The organism is Spirochaetota bacterium, assembly GCA_030154445.1.
In the GTDB taxonomy this organism is placed as follows: Bacteria; Spirochaetota; Brevinematia; order Brevinematales; family Brevinemataceae; genus Brevinema_A.
In genome coordinates this window covers 55702-73432 of the sequence record JAGUQW010000013.1, presented here as the reverse complement: position 1 = coordinate 73432, position 17731 = coordinate 55702, and the positions used below count along the sequence as shown (strand labels likewise).

Below are 17731 nucleotides of genomic sequence, written 5' to 3'. Positions count from 1 at the left end.
ACTAACCCTTCTTAAAAACTCGTAATTTTGCACTTCGTGCTGCAGGATTACTTTTAATTTCTTCAAATGATGGACTAAGCGTTTTTGGAATTAATAATTCTCCCAAACCTGTTTTAACATAAGATTTGAATGCATTTTTAACTAGTCTATCTTCTAAAGAATGAAATGTCAAAATACACAATACGCCACCAATAGCTAAATTATCAATAATTCCCTTTAACATATTTTCGGCAATTTCTAATTCTTCATTAACATAAATACGCAATGCTTGAAATATTTTAGTAGCTGGATGTATTTTACCATGTCTACCAATTTTATTTACCAAAAAGTCTGCTAATTCTTTAGCTGATAAAAATGGTCTTTGTTTAACTATTTCTCTTGCATAACGGCGTGAGTATCTCTCTTCACCATAATAATAAAAAATATCAGCCAAATCTTCTTCTAAAAATGTGTTAATTACTTGTTCTGCAGAAATAGGATGATCTTCTGATAATCTCATATCTAAAGAATCATCTTCAAAAGAAAAACCTCTTTCAGCTCCTTTGAAATGAAACATTGATATACCCATATCAATCAAAACACCATCAAACAATGGAAAATTTATTTGTTCTCTAATAGCACTTAAATGATCATAAGTATCACATATATAAGTAATATTAGAATATTCTTTCATTCTTTCTTGAGCTTTTTCTAAAATTATTCTATCTCTATCTAAACAAAGTAGTTGACCTTTGGGAGCTAAAGGTACCATTAATGATGAATGTCCTCCCTCACCCGTAGTGAGATCTGCAAGAATACTATTAGACTTAATATCTAAAAACTCTAGAATTTTTTCTGCTAAAATAGGTGTATGATAAATATGCATTATTTGCCCTTCTCTGTTTTAAAAAACATAGTAACTTCATTACCTGATTTATTAAACTTAACTTTATCCGTAAGTGTCTTTAATACAGTAATTCCACGACCAAAATCTTTAAGAATGTTTTCTGGATTCAAGGGATCAGGGACATGATTATAATTAAAACCAATTCCTTCATCTCTAATACGAATAACAATCAAGCCTTTCACTATTCTAAATTCAATATATACTTTTTTTTGTGTATTATATTTATTCCCATGCACAACAGCATTCAATAATGATTCATAAAAACATGTTTGTATTTTCCAATATACTGCAGGATCTAATTCAACAACTTTTTGAATATAAATACCTATTTGAGCAATTACGGTATCTACTTCTAAAATAGAAGAAGATATATATAAATGATGTTTCATTGTACGTGTCTTATCTAGACTTACTAGCATCATACTAACATCATCTTCTGGAATAGGTGAATTTCTAGAAATAAGATCTTGATATAAAACATGTAACAATTCTTTGTCATTAAGTGCTTTATTTTTGCCTATTACATACCAAATTTTTTCTAATTTTTCTTTCATCGTACCTTGTATATGTTGTAAAATTCCATCAGTGTATAAAAGAATTCTACATTTAGCAGGAAGTTGTACGGTATGTACTAAATCTTCAAAAGATACATTTAATAAACCACCCAAAGGATAACCCATCCCTTCAAGAATTTTTATTTCATTTCTTTCAATATCTTCCAAAATTGGAAAAGGATGTCCACTATTAATATATTGTAGGGTATTTTCATTAAAATCAATAATACCATAGAATAAAGTAACAAAACTTCCTTCAGGTAAAATACCAGCTAAATAAGTATTAAAATAAAACATGATTTTTGGAAGAGAATCGGCATCTCTTGGTGCAAATTCAATTAATATTTTCAATGCCGCTGTAATCAATGATGCAGATACTCCATGTCCTGAGACATCTGCAATAAGAATTCCCATCTGGTCATTTTCAAAAGGTATAATTGTAAAAAAATCGCCACTTAGTTGTCTAGACGGAATATATAAAGTATTCACACCCATTCCAGGTCTATAAATAGTTGGTAAAGTTAAAATATGTTCTTGAACACTTCTTGCTGTTTTTAATTCTTCATATAGTTCTTGAGTTTCTTTATCAAGATAAGACATGTTAGCATTATAAATATTATCATCTTCTAAAACAACTTCTACAATTGTTTTATCACCAAATATCACACCTTTAAATAATACTTGAAATTCTTGTTCGTTTTCCTTACCAATCAACGATATGTGCTGCTCTGTACCCGAAAGAATTTCTGTTACCAATCGTTGATATTCTTCTTTATCGATTATAAATAATTCAAAAATATTTTTTTGTACTGCTTCACGTACTTTATAAACATCTAATTTTTTCATAAATGCTTCATTACTATATAAAATAATACCATCTAAGGTGAACATTGCTGCACCAATTAGAGAACTTCCTGAAGTAAAACGTTTTAATGTATTAGCTTCACCTAACATTTCTTGTTTGAACTCTACACTCTCATCAAAAAATACAAAAAGACATTTGGTAACCAGAAAATTTTTATTATTAAGAGGAAACGCTTCTAATTGTATACGACGACCTTGTAATGTAAACGATTGTCCTATTCTTTTGCCATCAAATAGAAGCATAAAAACTTCTTTACCTGTTAATACAGAAAAATTGGGCACATCCCCCTGAAACATTTGATATAAAGCATCATTACCAAAAAATAATTCCCCTGCTGGGTTACAAACCCCTATTGCATAAGGAGAACCCCAAACACTTTCTTTTAATAATTCTAAGATACCTTCATTTCCACCTATCACTTCAACAAAAAAACTAACCACAGACAAAGTGTCGTTAGCAGAGCTAATTTGTTCTTGTAACAAAGGTGTCCATGGTGTATCAACAGAAATATAAACTAAAATTAAAATTCTTTTATTAAAAAAAGGAATACTATAAGAATATGCATAACAATGTGAATGGGGAATTTTTATTCTGTCTAGATTTTCAACTAAAACAAAATAAGATTTATGAAGTGATTTTTGAACTAATAATTCTAAAGTGATTTTTTCTTCTTTAGTAAGAATTATTTTATTTTTTGGAAATATAGTAATATCATTATTATTAAAGAAGAAAATTTGATAATCTTGAAGATGTTTAATTTTTGATAGAATTTGTTTACGAAGTTTTTGTATACCATCAACTGATAATAAATATTGAAAAAGATCACTAGAGAAAAGGGTTGAAAATAATTGATTTTTTTTAGAAAAATAAGAAATAATCCATAGGAATAATCCACAAAATAACATGCCAGTAACAAAACTTATTGCTACTATTGAATATTTAAAAATAACAAGTATTAGTAATGATACTATACCAATTAAAGCTACTAGTATTATTTGCATAAAAATTCCAAATATATCTTAAGTAAAACTATACTAATTCATCCAAAGAATCACAAATAGAAATAAATTCTTGCAGTTTAAATGCAATAAATAAATCTTTCATTTCTGGATGCAAGTACACGACAGCTATTTTACCACCAAGATCCGTAATTCGTTTGTAAGCTAACAGCAATTTTCCAATTCCAGAGCTACCAATAAATTGCATCTCTGAACAATCAATTGCAATATATTTCTCACCTTTATCCATTAAATCATAGATTACTTGTTTAAATTCATTTGCAACAGGGTCATTAACTAAATTTCCCTCAACTTTGATGACACTATATTGTCCATGGCGTGAGTTTTTGTATTTCAAAACGGACTCCTTTGATATATTGTAATATACTTATATCTATATATATATTATACTATATATATTATAAAAGTCAAGCCCATATATACGCATTTATCATTTTGCTCTAGGGTGAAATTGCTTGAATTTTTTTTGTAAATTAGTGATTGATATTGTAGTGTAATTTTGCGTAACAGATAAACTTGCATGCCCCAATAATTCTTGAATATGTCTTAAATTGGCTTGATTCTCTAAAAGATGCGTCGCAAAAGTATAACGAAACGCATGAGCATGAAAAGTTTTCGCTATGGTACTTGGGATCATTGAGGAAAAATTTTGAACAATTTTTCTAATCATTGCTGTTGTCAGTTTATGTCCATTTTTTGATAAAAATAGAGAACTAGACAAATTTTGATTCAATATTTTTCTGTCTTCTAACCACGATTCTATTATTTCACTAGCCTTTGGAATCAAAGGGACTATTCGTTCTTTTTTTCCTTTGCCTAATACTTTAATCGTATTATTACTCAATTTAACATCTGAATGTTGTAAGGAACATAATTCTTCAGATCGAATCCCCGTAGCGTACATCAGTATTAACATAGCTTTATTTCTTCGCTCTAAAACATTTTGTATAGGCATATTATGAAATATTTCAAATATTTCTATTTGACTTAAAGTAGTAGGAATAGTTTTTTTTAATTTGGGAGAAGAAAATAAAACAAAAGGATTCTTATCAATTATATTACTTTTTATCAAAAATATAAATAAACTCCGAAGAGAACTTAATTTTCTAGCAATAGATTTGGGTGATAATTTTAATTTACTTAGGAATTCTAACCATGATGAAATATGACAAGGCGATGCTTCAATCCAAGAAAAATCATGATGAATCGAAAACTGAACAAATGATTCGATATCTGTTTGATATGCTTTAAGCGTATTTGAAGAATATTGTTTTTCATAAATTAACACATCTAAAAAATGTCTTATATATTGATTTTCTTTTTGTAACATAAAAACTCTATGGAATTACTTGGAAATTTTTAATAAATTCTACAGGTTTGGATAAGAGGTTCTCAGCTTTAAGCCAAACATAATAAGTTTTATCTGATAAATAATCAAATGATAATTCTTGAGGATCCATAGCAAATACATAAGCTCCTGGATCTAATATTTTTTTCATTAATATTTCTTTACAAATATCACCATTTTTATTATAAATCAATAATGTAACCTCTACAGCTTTAGTAAAGATAACTCTAATTTCCAAATTATCTTTTTTTGCATCTAATAAGTTACTACTTAATGTGAAATTACTCTCTGTAATAATATCTTGTTTGACCATCTCCATACCAACTGATCTCAATTCTATATCATCACCATTTAATTCAATAATCAAATAAACTCGTTCCGTATCAATTTGCATACTGCTAATAGATTTAAATTCTGGTTCATAAAAATCAAATTCTAATAATTGATTATCTGTAAAAACATCATAAACTTTTATGTTGATAAAAGATGAAAAATGTGTCTTATTAAATCGAGTAAATAGTGAAATAAATCGATATTCTTGATCTAATATTATATCTTCAACTCTAATTCTATTTGTCATATTATTTGTATCTACAACAAAAGACATATTAGATTCTATCACTCCGATTTTGTCAGTGAGTAATAGTGAAGGTGTGTTAGAAAAAGACCAAGAAATCACTTTACTATAGTTTTTTATATCAAATAAAAAAAATGAAATAAATAAGAAAAAAATAAGTGAGAGTTTATAATTCATTTATTATTCCTTATTATTTTTTATATTTTTAGTAAAATTAACATGATTAATATGAGCTGTATCTTTTGCTCTAACATCTTTTATTACTATATCTTCTAGCTCAACCCATTGATCTATCCACTCTAAAGAATTTTCATCTTCAAAATTATTTGCTGTCATATTTTTTAAACTATTATTATAAATTTTATTATTTTCTAAATTTTTGATTTTATGATAAATAATTTGATCCAATATAATCAATAAAATAAACAATACAGGAAAAAGGAGTATAAATAAAAATTGAACTAGATATCCAATATTGAAATCACTTTTTTTATCTACTATAAATATAGTAAGAGGATATTTTAAGTTTTCAGTTATTGTATTAATATACAATCCTTTAGATTCATTGGCATACGTTTGTGGTTTATCAGAATCTTGATAAGGTTTAATATATTTTTTTATATCTTCTGACGCTAAGCTTTGAATTTTTTGGCTGTATAAAATAGTATCATTGTATAATACATACATACTAGTATCTATTTTATTCAACTCAGCCTGAAGCATTGCTAAATCAAATACAAATTTAACAATTACATTTGTAGTATCCCTCAGCTTTTTTTCGTATTCAAACTCAATAACAGATAGTGAATACAATTGCTTATATTTATAAACCATTATTTCGTCTTGATAAACAACAAAATCTCTAAAATATTTATAATGTTGTAAGTATTCACTAATAAGATACACCAAATCCTCATGATTTCTTTTTATTGATTCACCTAAGGCATATTCTGTAGAAATATCATTAAAAAAATTATTAATGATCATTTGTGGTTCTTTTAACAAATCCAAAGAACTCTGTGTAATTAAAGTTTCTATATCTATATCTGTTTCATCTTTAAAATCATGAAGAATATTTGTATATACTTGATCTATTCCGGTATACAAATTAGAAAGATATGGTATTTTCATAGATTTAAAAAAATAAAGCCCAGTTATCATTAACAAGATCAAAAAACAGCAGTACCGAGTGAGTTTATAAAATATCATATCTTCTTTCCTTCTTTAGATTCTATATTTAGTTCTTTAATTATTTTTGTCTTATTAACATAAGCTATTATATAAATACCAAAACAACCCAACACTATAATAATTAATGCTATACTAATACTTTGAAAAAACAAAAGTTGTTCCTTTAAAATAGATGAAGTTTCTTGTTCTGAAGAATTACTTATTGTATTCATTTTGAAAACGATAATTTCTTTTGTTTTTCGTCCCTGTTCTATTAGAAAAGCTTGTGTAGGCTCTTGCATAGAAGACAAATGATGAATTTCTCTTGTCATACTTTCTAATTCGTTTTTGGATTGCCACAAGATTTCTGTCAAACGTATTGTCTCTTTAGCTTGGTACATATTATCAATAACACCAGATTTTCCAAAAATAAAAATCCCTACCAACCAAATAACACCAATATATATTACTGATAAAAATATTTTTGATTTCATTATAAATTCACCTTTTATTAATTCTAATAAATTAATTAGCCTCATCAAGTAATATCGTACTTATTATTAAAAACTTAATAACAAAAAATTAGTAGATAGTATTATTATTTTCTTGAAAAAATTGATATTTTATCGTATAATACCTAAATAGAAATTATTTAAAATTTTATTTATTGTGGAGTAAAAAATATTATGAATATTTTATTAGGTCGTCAATCAATTTTGGATCGAAATCAAAATGTTATTGCTTATGAATTATTATTTCGATCTACAGATAACTCTCCGATTAATTCGGATACAGAAGCTACAGCTAATGTTATTACTACTACTTTATCAATAATGTCTATTGATAATATTCTTGGTCAAAAAAAAGGTTTTATTAATATAGGTATAGATATCTTAAGAAAAGGATTGTTAGATATTATCCCTCCAAATCGATTTGTTATTGAAATTCTAGAAACTCAAGACCCTTCTGAAGAACTGCTAAGTTTAATAAAGAAGTTTAAGAAAAAAGATTATATTTTTGCTTTAGATGATTTTATCATTAATGAAGAACAAATTGAACATTGGAGACCTATTCTTAATGAAGTAAGTATTGTTAAAGTTGATGTACTAGATACTAATCTTGAAGATCTTGAGAAAAAAACAGCACTTTTGAAACCTTTTAATATTATACTACTTGCAGAAAAAGTAGAAACAGAAGAAATGTTTCAACTTTGTAATTCACTTGGATATCAATATTTTCAAGGATTCTTTTTTACCAAACCTGTTATTTTAGAAAGTCACAATATAGCTCCTTCTATACAAGGTGTTTTTGCTGTCATCAAATTATTACAACAAGATGCTGATATTCTTGAAATAGAACAAACAATGAAACTATATCCTAAACTTATTATTTCTCTTCTCAAAGTTGTTAATTCAGCTAGTGTTGCTACTATACAAGAAATTACTTCTATTAAACAAGCTATTGCTCTTCTTGGGAAAAAAGCGTTTACTCAATGGTTATTATTATTATTATATTCTCAAAAAAGTCAAACAGATCCTAACCAAAAAATCAAAGACGATCCTCTTTTTCTTCTTGCTACCCAAAGAGGGAAACTTATGGAATATTTTCTTACCCAATCTACGCCTAATGCTTCTAAATCTCTCAAAGATGAAGCTTTCCTTGTAGGTTTATTATCACTATCAGATACTTTACTTCATGTTCCTATGGATCATATTCTTCAACAATTACATTTATCTCCTACTATTTCAAAAGCAATTATTACTCATGAAGGTTCTTTAGGTGAATTTTTACAGAGTATTAAACACTTAGAAACACAAGATTATGCTCAATTAATACCTCAAATCAATAAATTAAATATTTCTACAGATATGTTAAATGAAGCTTCACTCCTTACTTTGAAATTTGCACAAGAACTTGCAAATCAATTATAAATATAGTTAATAATAAGAAAAATCCTAACAAACTATCATTACTAATATAGTGTGAAATAATAGTTCAAATTTTTCAAAATATATAGATATAAAATCTATACTGAGTGCAATAACAAGGAGCTTTTTTTGCACAAAACTACCGCTGAACTTTTTCATCCGCAAGTCATCTCCGAAATGTCTACTATTATCCAAAATCATCATGGTAGTGAAGTTTTTTTTGTTGCTTGGGTAGATAGAAGTGGTATTGTATCCGAATTTGAAGCCATAGCATTTGGTAATGATCAAGCCGTTCCAGCTCCTCTCGCTGATGGTCTTAAAGGGGATCTTGTTATTCACAACCATCCTTCAGGAGATCTCCGAGCCTCTAACCCTGATATTAATATAGCATCTTTATTGGCGACCAAAAAGCTAGGATTTTATATTATCAACAATGATTGTTCTGAAGTTAATATTGTTTACAAACCTAAACCTCGTATATTTCTACAAGAAAAACAAATACTTTCTATTTTTCAAAAAGATGGTATTCTTGCAGAAGTGATAGGAACTTACGAAGAAAGAAAAGCTCAAGAAATGCTTGTTCAAAAAATAATCAAAGCTATTAATGATGATCAGATTCTTATGGCAGAAGCTGGAACTGGAACTGGGAAATCTTTAGCTTACCTTATTCCTACTACAATATGGGCAGTACAATCTGATAAGCGTGTTTTTGTTACAACACATACAATCAATCTTCAAAATCAGATTGCTCAAAAAGATGCAGAATTAGTATCTACCATTGTCGAAAGAATTACAGGTATCAAACCAAGATTTGCTGTTTTAGTAGGAAGATCAAATTATCTCTGTCCCAAAGCATTACACGAATTCCAAACAGAATTTGACAAAGCTATTTCTCTTTTTGATAATCCTAATAGTATTAAGAATCAATTGAATATTATTAATATTTGGTCAAAAAATACAGAACAAGGTCTTCGTTCAGAAATTCCCGAAAAAATATCTCCAGAATTATGGGAAGAGCTCTCTGCTTCTACCCCTAATTGTCCTCGTAAAGAATGCCCTTTTTATACAGATTGTTTTTATTACAAAGCTAGAATGGTTGCAGAAGCCTCTCATATTTTGATAGGAAATCATGCGTTATTATTAGCTGCGATAGATGATGAACAAGGTTTTATGCCCACTATTCCTCATTTTTCTGGTCTTGTCTTGGACGAGGCTCATAGTTTATCTATGATCACTCTCAATGCTATGGCAGAATCTTTTTCTTTTGGTTCTATTTTGTGGAGATTATCTCGTCTTTATAGACAAAAAGGAGATAAATTTTTTGGACAATTAAGCTTGCTCCGTGATAGATCTACTTTAGACAGATCCTCTGAATTATCAGAGCTATTTCATAAAAGTTCTGTAGAAGTACTTTCTATCACAGCTAGCTTAAAAGAAAGAGAACAAAAATTTAGAAATTTATTACAAGAGCATGTAGAATTATCTACAGAAATCAATCAAGAACTTTTCAATCAACCTCATTGGCAAACAGCAAAGCAGATTTTATCATTATTATTTGATGAAATTAGATTATTAGAAGCTCATCTCACCAAACTGATTGAAAGAACTCAAGAGATTATTCCTGAAAATCGTGTCATAGAAATTCTTCGTGTAGTAGATCTTCATAACAATGCTCTTCATACTATGAGACAAACTTTTGAAAAAATATTCAATAATCTCGATGCTGATACCATAGCGGTTAAACAAATGGAATTCACGAATAATGCTATTATATTTTCGGCTGGTCCAGCCTCTGTAGACGATTATTTAACACGACATATCTTTAGACCCAAAGATTTTATTATTTTTAGTTCTGCTACTTTGTCTATTAACAAAACATTCACTTTCTTTTCTGAAGGAATTGGCCTACAATATGTCGAAGAAAAAAGAATAGATAATGTGATTTTAGCAAGTCCATTTGACTATAAAAATCAAATGGAGATATTCGTTGTAAATGAGCAATATCTCAATCCTGCACGACAAGAACAAGATAAATTAGAATTAGTCCGTCAAGCTGTACTTACTGTTGGTGGTGGCACTTTATTACTATTCACTTCCTATAGAGCAATGGATAATGCATTTAGAGTTTTAGCTGATGAATTTGCTAATATAGGATTACACCCTTTAAAACAAGGGGATTATTCTCGTGACTATCTTATCAATACTATGAGATCCAAAGATTATACCGTGTTATTTGGTACTTCAAGCTTTTGGGAAGGGGTGGATGTTCAAGGAGATCATCTCCGTTTTATTGTTATTGATAAATTACCATTTGATAATCCTTTTAATCCTCTAACACAAGCTATTTCTCGTTTGTTAAATGCTCAAGGGAAAAATCCTTTTTCTGAATATTCTATACCTAGAGCTGTAATTAAATACAAACAAGGAATAGGAAGACTCATTCGTTCTCAAAAAGACAGAGGTGTTTTACTAGTACTTGATAGCAGAATATTTTCAAAATATTATGGCAAATATTTTATCCAAACAGCAAAACCATCAGAATCTCTTTATTTATCACCTAATGAAATTTTAGCTAAAATAGAAAAGTTCTTTAATGTACGCAAACCTCGTTAATAGATTTGCAAATTCAAGATAATTCACAGTATAATAATAACAAAGAATAATGACTGGAGTCCTCATGATTATCGAAATAAAAAAATTGAATCCAAAAGCTTTATTACCAACATATCAAACTAAAGATTCATCTGGAGCAGATATTTACGCCTTACTCGATCAAGCTATCTCTATTCCTCATGGACAGATCGCTATAATTCCTACAGGATTATCTGTAGCTATACCTAGTGGCTACGAAATGCAAATTCGTGCTCGCAGTGGGTTGGCATCAAAAGGGCTTCTGATCCCTAATGGACCTGGTACTATAGATGCTGATTATCGTGGAGAAATTAAAATATTATTACTTAATTTAAGTGGAGCTGATTTTGAGATAACTCCAGAAATGCGTATTGCTCAAGCAATTATTTCACCTATATTACAAGCCAACTTTACTATTGTAAAAGAACTTGCTAAAACAGAACGCGGAAATGGTGGCTTTGGAAGTACAGGGACACATAACTAAGAATTCACAAGGATAAAATATGATTTTTAAAGATGAAGTAAAAGTTTTTGCTTATTCAGGAAAAGGTGGCGATGGTGCTGTTTCCTTCCTCAAGGAAAAAAATGTTCCTCTTGGTGGTCCAGATGGTGGTGATGGTGGTGATGGTGGTAGTGTTATTTTTAGGGTAAATCCTCAGTTGCACACTCTTGCTAATTATCATAATGGTCAAAAATTTAAAGCTCAAATTGGTGAAAATGGACAAGAACAAAAATGCTATGGGAAAAAAGGTCAGAGTATTTATTTGGATGTTCCTCCTGGAACAATCGTTTCTGAAGTTTTTGAAGATGGTACGCACAAAGCTCTTGTTGATTTATCTGAAGGGGTAAATGAATACAAAGTTCTACAAGGTGGGCGTGGTGGTAAGGGTAATATTCACTTCAAAACTTCTATCAAACAAAGTCCCAATTATGCTCAAAAAGGAACTCTAGGAGAAGAGAAAACTCTATTATTAGAATTAAAACTGATTGCTCATATAGGCTTAGCTGGATTTCCTAATGCTGGAAAATCTTCTTTAGTATCTTGTCTCACCAACGCAAGACCAAAAGTAGCTGATTATCCTTTTACCACTCTCGTTCCTAATTTAGGGATGATGGTACCTGATTATTTTGGCGATGGATTACTTATTGCTGACATTCCTGGATTAATTGAAGGTGCTGCTCAAGGGCGAGGATTAGGAATTGAATTTTTAAAACATATTGAAAGAACTAAGTTGTTATTATTTGTATTAGATATCATGGAAAATCCTGAAGAAAAATTTAATATCCTCAAACAAGAATTAGCTACTTATTCTCAGCGTTTGTCCAAGCGTAATTTTGTCGTTTGTTTTAACAAAATCGATCTTATGCCTGAAATATCTGAAGATGTACAAGAATTCATGGATAGATTGAAAAAAGATAATGTTCGTATATTTATAACTAGTGCTGGTACAGGACATGGATTAGCAGAACTCAAGCAAGAATTATTTACTATTTGGCATGATCTACCTCAAGATCCAGAAGAACTTGAAGCTTATGTAGAAACACCAGTAGATAAATTTGAAGATTTTACTATTGGACTCGATTTGTAATCTTCTTCCCTATTATTTATAATATTAATAAAAAAGACAATCCTTGATAGGATTGTCTTTTTTAGTATTGTGTTTTATAGTTAATCTAAGTAACTTTGTATTTCATCTCTTGTTATATTAATACTCCAACCTTTACCAGCGCTTGGTGGTGGAGAAATAATTTTCATATCTTTCATTGATTCAATCAGTCTTGAAGCTCTATTATATCCAACTCTAAATCGACGCTGAATACCAGAAGCGGAAATTTCGCCATTATCTACAGCATAACGAAGTACTTCTTCAAACAAAAGATCACTCACAGCATCTGTACGAGAACTATCAGCATTACTCTCTTCTTGACGCGCTAATACTTCAGAAAAATCAATTGCATATTTAGGCGGACCATTTTTTTTGATAGTATTAACGGCTTTAGAGATATCTTTACTAGATGCATAAGGTGATTGAATACGAATTGGATCCATATAGTTTGGTGACATGAACAACATATCTCCTTTACCTAAGAGTGTTTCAGCACCATTTCTATCAATAATTGTTCTCGAATCTATTTTTGAACTAACTCTAAACGCTATTCTACTTGGGAAATTGGCCTTAATAACACCTGTCACAACATCAACAGACGGTCTTTGAGTTGCTAATACCAGATGTATACCTACGGCTCTTGACATAGATGCCAAACGAGAAATATGTTTCTCTGTATCTTTTGGAGATCTGAGCATAAGATTTGCAAACTCATCTACAATAATTACGATATAAGGTAATTTTTCATATCCTAATTCTCCTGTCGGAGTATTTTTAGCTAGGTTTTTGTATTCTTTGATGTTTCGAACACTTAATTCTGAAAGAAGTTTGTATCTTCTATCCATTTCTTGTACAGCCCATTCTAGTGCAGCCATTGCTTCTTCTGGTTTTGTAATAATAGGAGCTAACAAATGTGGAATACCACTATATAATTCCAATTCTACCATTTTTGGATCAACCATAATAAATTTAAGATCTTCAGGCGATAGTTTGAATAATAAGCCCATAATTAAAGCATTAACATAAACACTTTTCCCACTTCCTGTAGTACCAGCAATAAGAAGATGAGGAGTAGTAGTAAGATCTCCAACAATTTCTTCACCACCTACATCAATTCCTAAAATCAATGGTAATTCTGTTTGAGAGGCTTCAAAAATAGTACTATCAATCTGTTCTCTCAAGAGAAAACTACGACGAACTTTATTAGGAACTTCTATTCCAATAAGACTACGACCTTCAACAGGACTAATAATACGAAGATTTGATGTTCCTGCTTGTAATGCTAAATCATCTTGTAAATTCAAAATAGTTCTTAATTTTAATCCTGATGGTGGCTCTAGTTCAAAACGAGTAATTGTAGGTCCTCTATGAAAATCTACAACTTGCATATTAATATTAAAACTTTCATAAGTATCTTCTATCATTTTCATGGTATTTTCAATTTCTGTATCTTCATCGTTTTTAGATATATTATCTGTATTTGGTTCAAGATCTTCTATATTAGGAAAAATAAATGCTGGTGATATATCTTTTTCTATAATAGGATATTGTGCTGGTGGAATTAGATGTAAATCCGTTACAATAGATGGCATCAATAACGATTCTGGAGTATCTAAATTAACAATATCATGATCTACATGATTGTTTTCTATATTACTAACTTCATCATTATTATCATTAATTAATTCATTTTCTTCTTCATAATTAAGAATTATATCTTCCTGATCTTGTTCTCGATCCAATATTTGTGTGTCTATTATATTTTGTTGTACAGGAGATTCTATAAATTCAGAAATATTTATTAAATTCTCTTCTTTTTGTTCTATAGTATATGAGCTATATTCTTCTAGTAATTCTGTAGGAGCATTCTGTATTAATGGTATGGTAGTATCAGTTGATTCATCGTCTATATTAACTAAAAAGTCTTGATCTATCTCTATCTTATCTTCTAATAATACAATTTTTTCTTCATAATTATTCGTGTTTTCTATAACTTTTTTAGATGTTTCAACATAATTACTCAATCCATCTTTTTGTGATATAATATTTTTAAATTCTAAAATTTTATTACGATCAAGGACTTCCGCTTCCGAATCTTGTTCTTCATTATTTAATAAAAGATCATCATCTAATGAAGGGTGAAAAGGTTCTACGGCTTGTAGTACTTCCATAATATCTGATAATTCAACCTCACCCAAATCCATACCCAAAGGTTCAAAACCTTGTGTCAATTCGGTAATATCTGATAATTCAACCTCACCCAAATCCATTCTAATAAGAGATACGAATTCTTGCGTATTATATTCTTCTTCATTTTCAAGATTTATTTCTTCCATAGGATTTGTTTTTACTACAGCAGTAATACTATTATCTTTTATATTTTCTATCTCTTCAAAATCTTTTATATCATCTATATTAGGAATCATTAATTCTCGTATTAATTGTGCTGAATCCACCATAGTGTTATCAGGCATTTCAGCGACATCTATAGACTCTACAACAAGAGGTTCTTGAACGAGAGGTTCAAATACCGTAGATGATTCTAGTGATGATTGGTGAATTTTTAAAAAATTATCATCAGATATTACTTGAGAAACAGTATCTAAGATTCCTGATTCTTTTTGTAATGCTAAAATTTCTTGTTCAAAATCTTGAAGAATAAAATTAGATACTAGTTTTACTGGCTCTTCATCGAAATGTTTTTGTTGTTCCACTTGAACTGGAGTTTTATTATAGTATATATCTGCTAATTTTTGTTGTTGTTTTTGAAGTTTTTCTTTTAAAAGTTGAGAAGATTCTTTTTGCTTATTCATAGTTCTTTCTACACCATTGAGTAGTATGCGTTCAGATTCTGTTATCTTTAAAGCTATATTATTGATATTATCAGTAGGAGTATCAAAATGTTCAAAGGAGAGATTTTCTACTTCTTGACCATGCTCATCTAGTTCTTCTAAAATAAACGGAGTATCATTCACTATAGCACTTACAGGTGGAAAATTAGAAATATGTTGAGGGATAGTTGGTATTTCTATATTAACTTCAATTTCATCTGATAATATATTATTATTAAATGTACCACTAGCTGTATTGTTATCTAATCTTTCTTTAGTGGTCTCATTAGTAGTATCTACCGTAGAATTTGTATTTTCAGATATTATTGGTTCTTGTATTTCACTCACAATACCATCAGAAAATGACAAGCGTTTGATTTTTGGTTGAACACGGATAAAATCTGATACAGATACACCTGATTCTCTTACCCATTCACTTGAGGGAGACATAGCTTGAGAAGATTGATCCAATTCATCAAGACCTTCCGTTATACTTTGCATATCTTCAATTAAGCTTGTTTTTTCTAACACTTCTAATGATTTTGATTTTATAAAAGTATTTTCTTCTATTTTATCATAAAAAGAATTTGAACCTTTCAAATAAGGAGATAAGAGATCAACATCTACATCTCTTAATAGCATTTCTTTTTCTTTCATAAGAGGTTTTTTAGAAATAAAAACTGACTTTACAGGTTCAGATAAATCTTCAGCACCAATTTCTTGTAAAAAACTTGGTAGTTGAGAGTGATATTGAAACTTACTTGGCTCTAAATCATCTATTAAAGTATCTATAGATCCATAGTGAACCTCTTCATCAAACATAGGATTATATTGTGTAGATGGTATTTTTATAGAATTATTAATTGCTTCTAATTCATCAATATATTCATTATGATAAGCAGAATTATCTTGATATTCTGAATTATCTGTAGTTACTGCTATAGTTTGAGGAAGTTGATGCCAAGAATTTAGATATTTACTAAACTGTTGATAAGGAAAAGGCCACATCTTTATTAATAATATGATTAATAAAGACACAATGATAGCAATTATCATAAAATTAGGAACAGTACCCACAATTATATTTCCTATAATAGCTCCAAAAATTCCCCCTGTAAGAAAAGAAAAATTAGCAGTATAGACAGATAAAAGTACAGAACTTAGAAGTGCAACAATATGAAAAATAACAAAACGAATTAACAAATTACGCGGTTCAATACCTATTAAAATACTTATTCCCATAGACAAAGAAAATAGTACCCAAATCCAAGAAAAATATCCATAGAAAAACACAAATGGCGTTGCTATTGTTACACCAAATATTCCTAATATATTCATATATGATGTATTCATAGCTGTTGTATAAAAAAACCAATCATAAGGAGAAAATTTGACTAAAGAAATCATTAATAAAAGAGAAAACAAGATTAAAGTATAGGAAATTAAAATTCTTAAAATACCTTTGAACATTTTTGTACCTACAACTTTATAAAATAACAAATAGAAGTAATATTCCTATTATAAAACAATACACAGAAAATAAATATAATTTACCATTTTTTAATATATTAATTAAAAATTTCAATGACATTAATCCTACTATAAATGCTACTATAAATCCAATAAACAACATGCTATATGATAATGTTGAATTCCCTTGCTTAATATAATCTAATGTTTCTAGTAATAAAGCACCAAAAATAGTAACAAAAGATGCTAAAAAAGAAAGCTTACCAGCGAAAGATGGGGTCGCTCCTAATAATAATGCCATTGTAATAGTTGATCCTGATCTTGAAATTCCTGGAACTAAAGCAACACTCTGAGCTAATCCTACCAAAAAAGCATCTTTATTTGTAAATGTGGAAAGATCTATTTTTTTTGAAATAAAAAATTTAGTGGAAAATAATATAATAGCTGTAATAATCCAAGCTATACCCACTATTAATAAGTTAGATCCTTGATTTTCTATAAATGATTTAAGTGTAATTCCTACAATAGCTGTTGGAATAGATACCATTATAATTAATTGAATCCATTTTAGAGCATCTTTTGACTCTTGTGTATTTTTTTTATTAACAAAATCCCATAATCCTAAAAAAATAATATAAAGATCTTTCCTAAAAAAATAAATAGCAGCAAAAGATGTACCTGCATGTAACACCAAAAAATACAACAAAAGGTGCTGTTGATTAAAAGAAATAAAGTGAGCTAAAACATTAAGGTGTCCGGAACTAGATACTGGTAAAAATTCTGTAATACCTTGTATAATAGCTAAAAAAATCAATTCCAATAACATAAAAACCTCAATAATTGTA

Annotated in this window: 13 protein-coding genes; 4 read left to right on the top strand and 9 right to left on the bottom strand. The window is 29.0% G+C overall.

The genetic code is table 11. The annotated features are described in order from the left end of the window. Window position 1: 1 nt before the first annotated feature. From rsmH to KFW21_06545, 7 genes are all read right to left on the bottom strand, one after another. Entirely contained in the window at window positions 2–865 is an 864-nt protein-coding gene (gene rsmH, locus KFW21_06575; GenBank protein MDK2819095.1) for a 16S rRNA (cytosine(1402)-N(4))-methyltransferase RsmH, read from the bottom strand. Beyond that, entirely contained in the window at window positions 865–3306 is a 2442-nt protein-coding gene (locus KFW21_06570) for a SpoIIE family protein phosphatase (protein MDK2819094.1), read from the bottom strand. Before KFW21_06570 ends, rsmH begins: the two co-directional genes overlap by 1 nt. Window positions 3307–3334: 28 nt before the next feature. Then, a complete protein-coding gene (locus KFW21_06565) occupies window positions 3335–3661 on the bottom strand; it encodes an STAS domain-containing protein (protein MDK2819093.1) in 327 nt (108 codons plus the stop codon). Window positions 3662–3754: 93 nt separating this feature from the next. After that, window positions 3755–4654, bottom strand: coding sequence for a tyrosine-type recombinase/integrase (locus KFW21_06560; protein ID MDK2819092.1), 900 nt, complete (start codon window positions 4652–4654; stop codon window positions 3755–3757). A 7-nt stretch (window positions 4655–4661) separates the two neighbouring features. Then, complete coding sequence (locus KFW21_06555) at window positions 4662–5426, bottom strand: hypothetical protein (protein MDK2819091.1); 765 nt, start codon at window positions 5424–5426, stop codon at window positions 4662–4664. A gap of 3 nt (window positions 5427–5429) precedes the next feature. Next, on the bottom strand, window positions 5430–6380 hold the full coding sequence (locus KFW21_06550; GenBank protein ID MDK2819090.1) for a hypothetical protein: 951 nt from the start codon (window positions 6378–6380) through the stop codon (window positions 5430–5432). A gap of 74 nt (window positions 6381–6454) precedes the next feature. After that, window positions 6455–6913, bottom strand: coding sequence for a hypothetical protein (locus tag KFW21_06545; protein MDK2819089.1), 459 nt, complete (start codon window positions 6911–6913; stop codon window positions 6455–6457). 192 nt (window positions 6914–7105) lie between these two features. On the opposite strand from KFW21_06545, the gene KFW21_06540 reads away from it, so the two are divergent. The 4 genes from KFW21_06540 to obgE all read left to right on the top strand — a co-directional run bounded on the left by KFW21_06540 (window position 7106) and on the right by obgE (window position 12567). Continuing rightward, entirely contained in the window at window positions 7106–8350 is a 1245-nt protein-coding gene (locus tag KFW21_06540; protein MDK2819088.1) for an EAL domain-containing protein, read from the top strand. Window positions 8351–8476: 126 nt separating this feature from the next. Further along, entirely contained in the window at window positions 8477–10960 is a 2484-nt protein-coding gene (locus KFW21_06535; GenBank protein MDK2819087.1) for a hypothetical protein, read from the top strand. A gap of 64 nt (window positions 10961–11024) precedes the next feature. Next, window positions 11025–11462, top strand: a complete 438-nt coding sequence (gene dut / locus KFW21_06530) for a dUTP diphosphatase (protein ID MDK2819086.1) — start codon at window positions 11025–11027, stop codon at window positions 11460–11462. Window positions 11463–11481: 19 nt separating this feature from the next. Then, complete coding sequence (gene obgE, locus KFW21_06525) at window positions 11482–12567, top strand: GTPase ObgE (protein MDK2819085.1); 1086 nt, start codon at window positions 11482–11484, stop codon at window positions 12565–12567. An 80-nt stretch (window positions 12568–12647) separates the two neighbouring features. Here obgE and KFW21_06520 read toward each other — a convergent pair whose 3' ends face one another. Beyond that, a complete protein-coding gene (locus tag KFW21_06520) occupies window positions 12648–16916 on the bottom strand; it encodes a DNA translocase FtsK 4TM domain-containing protein (GenBank protein ID MDK2819084.1) in 4269 nt (1422 codons plus the stop codon). Further along, complete coding sequence (locus tag KFW21_06515) at window positions 16903–17712, bottom strand: undecaprenyl-diphosphate phosphatase (protein MDK2819083.1); 810 nt, start codon at window positions 17710–17712, stop codon at window positions 16903–16905. Before KFW21_06515 ends, KFW21_06520 begins: the two co-directional genes overlap by 14 nt. Window positions 17713–17731 lie beyond the last annotated feature (19 nt).

Excerpts from the sequence above, each read along its gene's own strand:
- rsmH (MDK2819095.1), bottom strand. The coding sequence starts at position 865 with ATGCATATTTATCATACACCTATTTTAGCAGAAAAAATTCTAGAGTTT.
- KFW21_06515 (MDK2819083.1), bottom strand. The coding sequence starts at position 17,712 with ATGTTATTGGAATTGATTTTTTTAGCTATTATACAAGGTATTACAGAA.
- KFW21_06555 (MDK2819091.1), bottom strand. The coding sequence starts at position 5,426 with ATGAATTATAAACTCTCACTTATTTTTTTCTTATTTATTTCATTTTTT.
- obgE (MDK2819085.1), top strand. The coding sequence starts at position 11,482 with ATGATTTTTAAAGATGAAGTAAAAGTTTTTGCTTATTCAGGAAAAGGT.
- dut (MDK2819086.1), top strand. The coding sequence starts at position 11,025 with ATGATTATCGAAATAAAAAAATTGAATCCAAAAGCTTTATTACCAACA.
- KFW21_06550 (MDK2819090.1), bottom strand. The coding sequence starts at position 6,380 with ATGAAAATACCATATCTTTCTAATTTGTATACCGGAATAGATCAAGTA.
- KFW21_06545 (MDK2819089.1), bottom strand. The coding sequence starts at position 6,913 with ATGAAATCAAAAATATTTTTATCAGTAATATATATTGGTGTTATTTGG.
- KFW21_06570 (MDK2819094.1), bottom strand. The coding sequence starts at position 3,306 with ATGCAAATAATACTAGTAGCTTTAATTGGTATAGTATCATTACTAATA.
- KFW21_06560 (MDK2819092.1), bottom strand. The coding sequence starts at position 4,654 with ATGTTACAAAAAGAAAATCAATATATAAGACATTTTTTAGATGTGTTA.
- KFW21_06540 (MDK2819088.1), top strand. The coding sequence starts at position 7,106 with ATGAATATTTTATTAGGTCGTCAATCAATTTTGGATCGAAATCAAAAT.